This is a genomic window from Rhodopirellula islandica, from assembly GCF_001027925.1.
GTDB classification, from domain to species: domain Bacteria; phylum Planctomycetota; class Planctomycetia; order Pirellulales; family Pirellulaceae; genus Rhodopirellula; species Rhodopirellula islandica.
Genome location: NZ_LECT01000031.1, coordinates 178,985 through 190,028 on the forward strand (window position 1 = coordinate 178,985; position 11,044 = coordinate 190,028).

An 11,044-nucleotide genomic window follows, 5' to 3' on the forward strand; every position below is an offset into this window, starting at 1 on the left:
GCAAACGCCACGTTGAGTTCCAACGTGGCGTTTTCTTTTGGGACAACTCGGTTGTGAGCGGGTTACTGAGTGGCTTCCATGCCTTCATTCGCAGACTTTTCTTCTTCAGCGATCATTCGTTCGTACTCGGCAATGGCGTCGAGGTCCGTGGAATCCACGACCGAGGCTGGTTCGTCGGAGCCACAACCGGGCAATGCACAGGCGCCGAAGGCGACCAAAGAGGCAAAGCAAACGCCTTGAAAAACTTGTTTCATCGATTTGTACCGAAAGGTTGAATGGGGAGATCAATCGATGACCAACTTAGCAGAGTCAATTGAAATTGAGAATTGTCCTCACCCGCTCGGAGGTAGTGCCGTTTTCTGGTGCTGGGTTTTGGGCCGTTTCTGCAGCAACCACCAATCACAACCCGAAGCATGAGCGAGGGACGCCCCCAACTCCCACGACGGCCCCATCCGGGGCGACCGTTTGTTTTCCGGCATCGGTCTCTCGGGGCTTCCGCCCCGAGCTAAGCACGACGGCCCCATCCGGGGCGAAACCCAGACGCCAGCCATCATTTATTTTTCGAACGTCCCATGCAGCAACCCCCGGCTACCATCTGGAATCCCTGCCGGGATGAAGAAAGTAGAAGTCGGAAGAAAAATTGCATTCGCTATCAGAACGCCAATAGCAAACATTTCGCAGCCCAGGCTAACGCCCGAACGGCGCACGGGATTGATCCCACACATTCCTACTCAAGCCCGGATGGAGTCAATCTGGCGAGCATCTCGCTTCTTCGGACCGAGTCGATCCCGAGTCCCAAAGGCTTCGAGCATGGTGTTGTAAACGTCGATTCCCTCGGCCCCGACATCCATGATTTGACCGGTTTTGAATCGACCATTGGCACCGGTGATGCAGTGGAAGACGCCAGACAGCTCTCGCTTCACATCATTGTGACGCCCATCACCTGACTCCGTCGAAATCGTGATCAGTGAATTCTCCAGGATGGTGCGTCCGTTTGGTTCTCGGCAATCCTCCCTGTCCAAAGCACTCAGGAAGTAAGCGACCTCCCGCATCTTCATATGAGCGTGGGCACGGAGGGCCTCGTTTTGTTTCTTCTCATTGAACTTGTGCCACCATTCGTGGCTGCAACCTCGGTCCCCGCTGGCGTTCTGCTGCCCAGCGTCGTCAAATTCCCACCGTTTTTCACCGTCGTACTCATAATCGCCGGTGAGCCGAATGCGTTCGCCAGCGGCGAGGAATGTCAGGGCTCCAAAGCGAACGCGATCCATTTGCACGGCCAACGCATAAACGTCGGACAGCAGCCGCCATTCGGAGGACAGCTCCTCCAGCGTGATGTCGATGCCCTGCCCGCCAGGATCAGCAGGCCCGCCGTGTGGAATGGCCGAACGCGGTGGCACCTGCAGACCATTCTCTTGCTGGTGCTGCATCGCAAAAGCTCGCTGCTCAAACTCCCGGATCCGGTCCAAGTGGTCCGCCACACGTGATCGGGAGGAGACCCCCAGCGGCGAGTTCGCACCCGTGTAATGTCGATAGTCTTCGACGACGGTGTCCAGCACACTTCGCTTCAATCTCTCACTTCGATCACTGCCGCCCACGGCGACGCCACCGAACACTCGATCAAACAATTCGCGAGGCTTTTCCTGGATCGTCGCGGCAACAGTGCCGTCCATGTTGTAACTGTGCACATAGCGTCCGACGCGAGACCTGCGAAAGAAGGTTCCTCCGACCAAGGTTGGCACCATTCCCTTTGGCAACCCATCGGGATAGTGCGTTCGACGGATCACTTGGTCAATCGATGGACCGCCCGACTTCGCTTCGCCGTCCGGCGGTTCAGCGGTGAACGCGGCAGTGGCACCGTCGTAGTGAGCGTTGATGCCTTTCTCATCACAGCGGACTTGGTCGACACCACGCATGATGAGCAACTTTTTGCTGAGCGGCTGCAGCGGTTCGAGAACGCCTTGAAAACCTTCCGTTTGCAGGGGCGCCGGGATGCCGAGACCGAAGAACACGTTGAATGCACGAACTGGAGTCTCTGGCGTTGCCGTCGCCGCCCTGGCGGTCGAGGCCAGCATCTCCTCCAACAGAGGCAGTCCGACCGTCGCCGCCCCAACGCTACGAAGCATCGTGCGGCGATGAATGAGCTTGTTCTTCATGACGGTTCCGATTGAAAACGAGGGAACGAGGTGGGGCGGAGATTCCCTGGTCACAGCTGTTCGTGACCGGGGTGACAGTTGTGTCATGGCTCGTCTGGCGATCGAGCTTCCTGAACCAGATCACTCATCACCACAGCCGTGATCAAATCGGTGTAACGCCCGCCAGCGGTGGAGGCGGCCTGATGAATCCGCTGAACTTCAGTTGCGTCTCGGGCTCCCAATGGCCGCCCCAAAGCGAACTGCGTCACCTTCCAAGTCAGCGTCTGGCGAACACGGTCGCTGCTCGACAAGAGTTTCATCAACTCGGCCGGAGTCTCGTATTTTTGCGGCTTGGCCTTGCCGGGGATTACCAGTTGCCCGTCCGAACGCAGAGCGTTGCCAAATTCATCTTGGCGATGAAATGCCCCCAGGCCATCAAACGGTTCCAAGCCAAATGCCAGGGGCTCGAACTTGATGTGGCAGCCTCCGCACGATTCGCTGCGAATGCGATCTTCCGCCACATCGCGGTGAGTCACGCCGGGCTTGGGAGGAACTGGCGTCGTATCGACACCCGGCGGGGGAGCCCCCATCACGCCTCGGAGCAGGTCTCTCATCACAAACAAGCCGCGTGTGACCATCGATGCATCATCGCCACCGATCGTCAGCACACTGCCTTGCGTCAGCAATCCACCGCGAGCAGGCTGGTCCGAGAGATCGTAGCGACGCAGGCCATCGCCCTGAGGCTTCAACCCATAGTGCTTTGCCAATCGAGGCGTGGCGTAGGTGAACTGAGCGTCGAACAGTTCGTTCAGCGGCCGCCCCTGCTTCCAGACAACCTCTTCAAAATACGCCAGTGTTTCGTCTCGCATGTCGCGGCCCAACTCAGCCGTCCACTGAGGGTACCGCTTCTGGTTGGGCTGCAAATGAGCGAGCCGATTGAGGTTCAACCAGTCCGTCGCAAACTGCTTGGACCGCTCGACCGCTCGGCGGTCCTGCAACATCCTCTCAACTTCCTTGCGGCAGCGTCCTTCGTCTGCCAGCCGACCTTCGCGAGCAGCTTTCAGCAGTTCCGAATCTGGGGGCCCACCCCACAGGATGTAACTCATTCGCGACGCCAATTCGAAATCGCTGACACGTTGACTGCCGCCTCCGCTGGGCTGCTGTTCGATGCGGTAGATGAAGCGTGGCGACTGCAGCATCGCTTCCAGCATCAACCCCACGCCTTGCTCGAAGCTGCCTCCCGCACTCGCCACAGCCGTCAGAACCCCGCTGTAATTGGACACCTCCCGCTCATCCAACGGGCCACGGAACAACCATTCCCCCGTCTTCGCGACCAAGTCTCGTGCAGTCGCATCGGTGTTCAGACTCTGCGATTTGGAAAAACGCTTTGAAAACTCCAGGATGTCCATTTGCTGAACGATCTTTTCCGCCAATTGCGAATAGGCTTCGATGTGCTTCAAATCGACATTCAAGTTGTAGGCCGTGTTGCTGAATCCATCAGCTCGCAGATCCGGAGGCAACATCTGCTTCGCTTCCTTCGAGATATCGACCCCGACCGCACTGCGAACCGTTTCGATGTATTCGGAAGTTGTCAGTCGCTGAACCCAACTGTCACTCGCACCGGGATTGGAGGCGTAGACGGCAGGATCAATCCTGTCGATCGACCAAACCGCTCCACCATCGATCCATCCCTTGACCGACGCCCGCTCGGCGGCAGACAACCCCGGACCCTGCGGCGGCATATCGCCTGATTCAATCTGGTCCCACAGCAAACTCGACTCAGCACTCCCGGGAACGATCACCCTCCCGCTCTCGCCCCCGGCTAACGCGGCGAGTTTGTGCGACAAATCCAGATCGCCTTTTTTCAACGTCGAATCGTGACATTCCAAACACCTGCGTGCCAGCAGTGGGGCGACCTTGGTCGCAAATGTCTGCTCAGCTCGAGCCATTGCCAGTCGCTGAGTTTCGTGTGGATCAACCCCGGCGTTTGGGCCAGCGCGAAAATTTTGCGACACATCGGAACCGCTGAGCGCCCGTGAATAAATCGCAACGAGGTGAAGCTCACCCAGCCAAGGGCGTCCCAAACTTCGCTCATTCACCAGGACCAGCGGGAAGTCACCATCCCAATTGGCAAGCGTTCCGGACACCTTTTTGGAAGCGGTTTGCCTGCCGTCGACATAGAAACGAACGCTTCCGTCACTGGCACGAGTAAAAACGACATGGGCGAGCTTTGTCTCCGCCTTGCCCGTGCCGCTATTCGTTTCAGGAAGCCCGTTGTCACTGGTTGCAGTCGTTCGCAAACGAACCTGGTAGTGATCCGCTTCCTGCCCGAGCGTGAGGTTCCGCTGGACCGAATTGTTTGACAGCGAAACAATGCGAGCCGGCCCTTTTTGAGAGGTGTTGCGGGGTTTGATCCACGCTTCGACTGTCAAAGCGTTGGCACGCTTCGCCTGGCCAACCAACTTCCCAGCCGAGCCGATGGACTCGATTTTGGTCGCTGAACGCACCTCGAGAACACCTTCGCCCCAAGCCACCGCCGAAGCCTTTTCAATCTTCAAGTCCAACGGCTTTCCATTCCCGCTGCGATCCTTGATCGTGTCGCCACGTTCCGCTTCAAAGGTATAGAACGCGGTCAGGCCATTGCTAACTCGAAACGCATCGGCCGCGTGCGATGGCGGTGGATGCATCAGCACAAACACCCCACACACCAACATCACGAAACTCGGTCGTCTCCACTGCATCGCGTTTGCTCATTTGCCATGGGTGCCTGGAACAATTCTCTGGAAGCAACGGAGACACCCAGGTGGATTGCACCCCCTACTGTACAGCGCCACCGAACGGCATGCAGATTGTGCCAATCCCCCCATGGCCGTTGCCTCAATCCATTGTCTTGATCCACTGCCTCACGCAATCCGCTGGATCCCCACCGAACCACGTCATCAACGAGCAAACAGGGCAACTAAGCAGGTACGCAGGGATGATTGGGTTTCACCTTGTGAGCCGTTTGGGCGTTAGCCCCGGTTTTGCGTGGGAACCGTGGCTAACGCCAAACGGCTCACATACCCGATGACACCTGCGTACCTGCTTAGTCGCAGAGCACGACATAAGCGATTGCCTGAGTGCGACATCCGCCCAGGCTTAAATGAATGGCATCAATCTCAGCTTCCTCCGCCAGTTCCGCTGCGATGCCGTGCAGCGTGATCGCCGGCCCCTCACTGGCGTGCGTCGCGATCTCGATCTCCGTCCAACTGACGCCACGCCGGTGGCAACGCAGGGCTTTGAAGACAGCTTGCTTGGCGGCCCAACGACGAGAAAAGTGCCCCGTCGCATCGGGCCGTTGGGCACAGTGGTCAATTTCCGCAGCCGTGAAAACTCGCTCCAGAAATTGCTCCCCGTGCTGCTGAATCATTTGAGCGATTCGAGCGCACTGAACAATCTCGGTCCCGACTGCCACGATTGCCATGACTAACGCAACCCACAATTGCGTCGAGCTCGCTCGACCACGCTGGCTGCAACCTCACGAGCCCGCTTGGCACCTTCGGCCAAAACGTCTCGCACGGTGTCCAGGTCGGCTTCCAACTCTTCCCGCTTGGCTCGTGCCGGGGCGAAGTATTCCTCGCTGACTTCCGCCACGGCTTTTTTGATCTCGCCGTATCCGAAACCGCCCGCGCGATACTTCGCCGCCATCGCTTCGACTTCCGCTGGCGCGGCGAACAATTGATAGAGCTGAAACAGGTGGTCGTCCGTCGGGTCCTTGGGATCTTCCATCGGACGGCTGTCGGTCACGATTCGCATGATTTGCTTGCGAATCTTCTTCACGTCACCGAACAACGGCAGAGTGTTGTTGTAACTCTTGCTCATCTTTTGACCGTCGGTCCCCGGGACCTTTGCCCCGATGTCCAAGGTCTTCGCCTTCGGCAACACAAACGTTTCACCAAACGCGTGATGGAACGAACCCGCCAAGTCACGGCAGACTTCGATGTGCTGAACTTGGTCAACACCAACCGGCACAATCTGCGAATCGTAGGCGAGAATGTCAGCGGCCATCAAAACGGGGTAAGTGAACAACCCAGCGTCAGCGGCCAGCCCCTTGGCTTTCTTTTCTTTGTAGGCGTGACAGCGTTCCAGCAATCCCATCGATGTCCCGGTCATCAGCAACCAAGTCAGTTCGGTCACCTCGGGAATCTCCGACTGCACGAACAGATTGGCTTTCGCCGGATCCAAACCCAACGCCAGCAAATCCAACGCGGCGTTGAGCACGTTTTCACGCAGCACGTCCGGTTCGCGAACCGTGGTCAACGCATGCAAGTCAGCAATGAAGTAAAAGCCCTCATTGGCCTCTTGCAAATCAATGTATTGGCGAATCGCACCAAAGTAGTTTCCCCAGTGGGGCCGACCAGTTGGCTGGATTCCCGAGAGCACTCGCATAAGTCAGTCAAACAAAGAAGAAAATTTGATCAAAGAAAGCAACGTGGAACCTCTCAACTTAACCGAATCCAGCCGATTCGGGAGATCACCCCCCAACAAAGAGTCCTCCGAGACACAAAATTCAAACTCGGTCGGTGCGGTTTGTAGCAGTCGTCGCTGGGCGCACTCCCCTCTCGGACCTCATAAACCTCATTTAAAAAACGGCCCGTCTTGCCAGGTCCAAGATCATTCTGGGGCGCTGTTTTCAGGTGACTCGGTTTCCGGTGACTCGGGTTTCGACCCCGTGCCTGTTTCCAACACAGCCTCCAGCGATTTCAGCATCATCAAACGCGGTTCTGGATCGTCCGTTGGAAAGCCCAACCCGCGCGGGATGAATCCGATTTTGGGATGCAGGGAGTTCGGATTCAGGCCAATCTCATCCAGCGGCCTGTGCTTGAGAATCATGATGGTGGCGGCAGCCAGGTCACGGACCTCGGCACGGACCTGTTTCCCACCGATGAACTCCAATTCCGTCACCGCCCGATCGTCTTCCAGCATCGACCGAACGGCCGCAACGTTGCTTTCGTTGCCAAACCGACTGATCAGCTGCAGCGCCAGGACGGTCTCGTCCATGGATGCATCCGGAAGCCCCAACACGCGTTCCGCCAAAGGCAATGTCCGCTCAAGGCTCTGTTGCATCGACAACCAAAACACCTCCGGCCAACTCGCTCGATCACACCGCTGGATCCACCCCGCCAACAATGTGCGAAACGGCCCGGCAAGCTGTTCGTCTCGAACCAGCTCCGCCGTGACGCTCATCCGCAGCATTCGCAGCAACGCTTCTTCGTGGATATTGGACAACCTCAAGTCGTGATCGTTGAAACACAGCAACATCGCAAACACGTCCGCTCCGGAGGGAAGCTGCGATTCCAGCAATTGACGGTGCTGGATCCTGGCGATCACTTTTTCCAGTGCCTTCATCCGTGCCTCGGTCCCAACGTCGAGCGACTGGACCAAATCCTGATGTCGCAACATCATTTCGATGAACACCTCCCGTAGCCGTGGACCGTCGCCCAAGATTTCCTGGAAGACATCCCACCCTTCGAACGAACCTGGCTGGCCATCCAGAAAAGAATCGATTCGCCCGGCCACGGCACTGCTGACGATTCCCGAGGCCACATTTTCGGCTCGCAAACGAACCTCCAAATCGTCGTGTTCGACGGCAGCGTTTCGCAGTGCCGGCAGAGCATCGTCGCCTAGCATCCTCAAGCCCGCCGTTGCCTGTTCACGAATGGCAAATTCGGGAGCACCGAGTTGAGCGATCAACCCCGCTATCTTGGCTTGCCGAATCGTTTCGTCGTCCACCTCAGGCTCTGCGTCGTTCGGATCCGCCGCGGGGCCTTGGGACTCCTCTTCGGCAAACTCCGCTTCAGCCGGTAAAGCTGCATTGGGAAACACCGCCTGAGCCCGAAACACTTGGGCGATCTTTTCGGGATCCAGCGGGGCTTTTCGAAACGACTTGGTCGACACCGAATCGGTGGTCGTGTCGTTTGGATCGGTGTTCGCGGGCGGAGTCTTCGGGAGCGAGTCCTGGCCTTCGTCGGCTTGGCCCCATGCCCCCACCGGCGACAGCATCAACGCAGCCACCAGTGTCGCAAAAAGGCGAATCCAATCGGTTGTAGCGGGGGCTGAAAACAAAACGTTTGCCTAACGGGAAAGGTTTGCACAAAGAGGAAAGCGAACGACCATCGGGTACCTCGAAGTGTACCAAGAACCTCGTTCCGACAGCAGCGATCCAAGATTTGATTGGGCCACTGCCAAAGCCAACAGGCGGGCCCATTCAAAAGCGTCCCAGGTCGGCAAAAAAATCAGTTGCCCAAAACCTCCCCCGTGGCTAGGCTGAATGCACGTCGTGGAGAAATCGCATCCCCTCCACTCTGACGTTTGTTTAGGGATTTGCGGCCGCTTGCAGCCTCACTGCTAAAAAGCCAACACATGAAACCGATCGCCATCGATCCGGTCGAAATGATCGACCAAACGTCCCGTGCCGCGGGACCTTCTCCCACGGGCTTGTCGCCATCGGGTCTCTCGACTCAGTGCGTGCACGGGAACATTGCCCCGGATGCCCCCTCGCGTCAGCACGCCGAAGGGGCCATCACAACCCCCATTTACTCGGCCTCCACCTTCACCTTTGAATCCACCGACAAACTGTTGGATTTCGTTGAAGGTCGCGACCAGCGCGAAGAATACGGACGCTACGGCAACCCCAACGAACGGCTGGTCGAACAGAAACTGGCAGCACTCGACAACGCCGAAGACGCGGTGGTTTACTCCAGCGGCATGGCGGCAATCGTCGGGTTGCTGATGAGCCGCTTGTCCTCCGGCGACGAAATCATTTTCTTCGATCAGTGCTATCACCGCAGCCGGGAATTCTGTGGCAAGCACCTGGCAAAGTTTGGAGTCGTCACTCGACAGGTTCCCACCGGCGACTTCGCTGCCATGGAAGCCGCGATCACGCCACGCACCAAAATGCTGGTCAGTGAATCGCCCACCAACCCGCACTTGACCTGCGTCGATCTGGAACAGTTTGTCGCGCTCGGCAAAGCCCGTGAAATCGAAACGCTGATCGACGCGACCTTGGCAACTCCAATGAACGTGCGACCGCTTGATCATGGCGTCGACTACGTTTGGCACTCCGCGACCAAGTATTTGGGCGGGCACAACGACTTGCTGGCGGGAGTCATCTCGGGCCGCAAGGAATTGCTCGATCCCATCCGGGCTCTTCGTGGATGTTTGGGCAGCGTCTCCTCTCCTCACAGCATGTACTTGCTGGAACGCGGATTGAAGACGTTCTCACTGCGGATGCAGCGTCACAACGAAAACGGCCAAGCCGTGGCTGAATTTCTTCATCAACATCCCAAGATCGAACGCGTCTATTACCCGGGCCTGCCAAGTCATCCTTCTCACGCGATCGCGAAAAAACAGATGCTGGGCTACGGCGGCTTGATCACCTTCACAGTCAAGGATGCGGACTGGAAAACAACGTCACGCGTCGTCGATGGAGCGAAAATTGCTCGGATCGCCCCCAGCTTGGGCGGCACCGAATCGTTGATCGAACAACCGCTTGTGATGAGCTATTTCAATTACTCACCGGAAGAACGAGCCAGCTTTGGAATCGCCGACAGTATGATTCGTTACTCCTGTGGCATCGAAGATTCAGCGGATTTGATCGCGGATCTGGACCAAGCTTTGGCGGTGATCTGAGATGAACCCATCCAAACCAAACGCCGAATTTCGAACGCGTGCCATCCACGTTGGCAACGAAGTTGATCCATCGACCGGCGCCGTCGTCCCACCCATCCACTTTGCCAGCACATTCCGCCAACCCGGTGCAGGCGAGTGGGGCCAATACGACTACTCACGCAGCGGCAACCCAACTCGAACGGGCCTGCAAACCACACTTGCGTCGCTCGAAAACGCCTGCGGGACACTGGCGTTTTCATCCGGCATGGCTGCCATCCACGCGGTCACCATGCTGTTGGAATCCGGCGACCACGTCGTCGCGGGAACGGACATCTATGGCGGTGCCTACCGGTTGCTGCACCAAATTTGCAATCGCAGCGGCATCGAAGTCTGCCTGGTGGATGTCACCGATTTGAGTGCGATTGAAAACGCCATCACCAATCGGACCAAACTGATTTGGACCGAATCGATCGGAAATCCTCGGATGACGATCTCCGACTTGCCGGCGATCGCTCGGCTGGCCAAATCCAAGGGAATCCTCTCCGGCGTCGACAACACGTTCGGCACCCCGGCGCTGTTGCGCCCTTTGGATTTCGGCATCGACATCGTGATGCACTCCGCGACGAAGTACCTCGGCGGCCACAGCGACTGCCTCGGTGGAACGCTGGCCGTCTCCGATTCTGAACTTCACGACCAACTCTATTTCATTCAGAACGCGACCGGTGCGGTGCTCGATCCAATGAGCAGCTTTCTGATCTCGCGTGGCTTGAAAACATTGGACTTGCGAATTCGCGAGCAGTCGCGAACGGCACTCCGATTGGCAAAGTGGCTGGAAGCTCACCCGCTGGTCCGATCAGTGCTGTATCCCGGCCTGACTTCGCATGACCAGCACAATTTGGCCAGCCAATTGTTCGGGCAGCAGCAACCCGACGAGGAAGAAACTCACTTCGGTGCGATGATCACGTTCGAACTGAACGCATCGCTGAAACAGGTTTCCAAGGTCTGCCAGTCGACCGAATTGTTTCACCTCGCGGTCAGTCTGGGCGCAGTGGAATCCTTGATCGAGCAACCCGCCACAATGTCCCATGCGTCTTACGCTCCTGAAGCACGTGCTGCACATGGAATCACGGATTCGCTGATCCGCCTCTCCGTCGGTCTGGAATCGCCCCGCGATTTGGAAACGGACCTGGAACGGGCGTTCGCCGCGATTTCCTAACCCCCTCCATGGCCGGAGGCGACCTGCCAAGGACCGGATCGACTCG

Annotated in this window: 8 protein-coding genes; 2 read left to right on the forward strand and 6 right to left on the reverse strand. The window is 57.7% G+C overall.

Annotation, left to right across the window (positions count from 1 at the left end; genetic code table 11):
• Positions 1-62: 62 nt before the first annotated feature.
• The 6 genes from RISK_RS16945 to RISK_RS16970 all read right to left on the reverse strand — a co-directional run bounded on the left by RISK_RS16945 (position 63) and on the right by RISK_RS16970 (position 8,186).
• Positions 63-254: a hypothetical protein gene (locus RISK_RS16945; RefSeq protein WP_047815490.1), complete on the reverse strand. Its 192-nt coding sequence runs from the start codon at positions 252-254 to the stop codon at positions 63-65.
• A 477-nt stretch (positions 255-731) separates the two neighbouring features.
• Positions 732-2,153 (reverse strand): DUF1552 domain-containing protein, encoded by a 1,422-nt coding sequence (locus tag RISK_RS16950; RefSeq protein WP_047815491.1) that lies wholly within the window; start codon positions 2,151-2,153, stop codon positions 732-734.
• Between the two features lie 83 nt (positions 2,154-2,236).
• The gene (locus RISK_RS16955; protein ID WP_047815492.1) at positions 2,237-4,873 is read right to left on the reverse strand and encodes a DUF1592 domain-containing protein; all 2,637 of its coding nucleotides are present in this window, start codon (positions 4,871-4,873) and stop codon (positions 2,237-2,239) included.
• A 344-nt stretch (positions 4,874-5,217) separates the two neighbouring features.
• The gene (gene acpS, locus RISK_RS16960; protein WP_047815493.1) at positions 5,218-5,595 is read right to left on the reverse strand and encodes a holo-ACP synthase; all 378 of its coding nucleotides are present in this window, start codon (positions 5,593-5,595) and stop codon (positions 5,218-5,220) included.
• Between the two features lie 2 nt (positions 5,596-5,597).
• On the reverse strand, positions 5,598-6,560 hold the full coding sequence (gene trpS, locus RISK_RS16965; RefSeq protein WP_047815494.1) for a tryptophan--tRNA ligase: 963 nt from the start codon (positions 6,558-6,560) through the stop codon (positions 5,598-5,600).
• Between the two features lie 225 nt (positions 6,561-6,785).
• Positions 6,786-8,186: a hypothetical protein gene (locus RISK_RS16970; protein ID WP_236696385.1), complete on the reverse strand. Its 1,401-nt coding sequence runs from the start codon at positions 8,184-8,186 to the stop codon at positions 6,786-6,788.
• A 348-nt stretch (positions 8,187-8,534) separates the two neighbouring features.
• On the opposite strand from RISK_RS16970, the gene RISK_RS16975 reads away from it, so the two are divergent.
• Together RISK_RS16975 and RISK_RS16980 are read left to right on the forward strand one after the other, a co-directional pair.
• Entirely contained in the window at positions 8,535-9,803 is a 1,269-nt protein-coding gene (locus tag RISK_RS16975) for a trans-sulfuration enzyme family protein (protein ID WP_047815496.1), read from the forward strand.
• Position 9,804: 1 nt separating this feature from the next.
• Entirely contained in the window at positions 9,805-10,998 is a 1,194-nt protein-coding gene (locus RISK_RS16980; protein WP_047815497.1) for a trans-sulfuration enzyme family protein, read from the forward strand.
• Positions 10,999-11,044: the final 46 nt, after the last annotated feature.

Coding starts and splice junctions, on each gene's coding strand:
- RISK_RS16975 (WP_047815496.1), top strand. CDS start 8,535: ATGAAACCGATCGCCATCGATCCGGTCGAAATGATCGACCAAACGTCC.
- acpS (WP_047815493.1), bottom strand. CDS start 5,595: ATGGCAATCGTGGCAGTCGGGACCGAGATTGTTCAGTGCGCTCGAATC.
- RISK_RS16950 (WP_047815491.1), bottom strand. CDS start 2,153: ATGAAGAACAAGCTCATTCATCGCCGCACGATGCTTCGTAGCGTTGGG.
- RISK_RS16955 (WP_047815492.1), bottom strand. CDS start 4,873: ATGCAGTGGAGACGACCGAGTTTCGTGATGTTGGTGTGTGGGGTGTTT.
- trpS (WP_047815494.1), bottom strand. CDS start 6,560: ATGCGAGTGCTCTCGGGAATCCAGCCAACTGGTCGGCCCCACTGGGGA.
- RISK_RS16980 (WP_047815497.1), top strand. CDS start 9,805: ATGAACCCATCCAAACCAAACGCCGAATTTCGAACGCGTGCCATCCAC.
- RISK_RS16945 (WP_047815490.1), bottom strand. CDS start 254: ATGAAACAAGTTTTTCAAGGCGTTTGCTTTGCCTCTTTGGTCGCCTTC.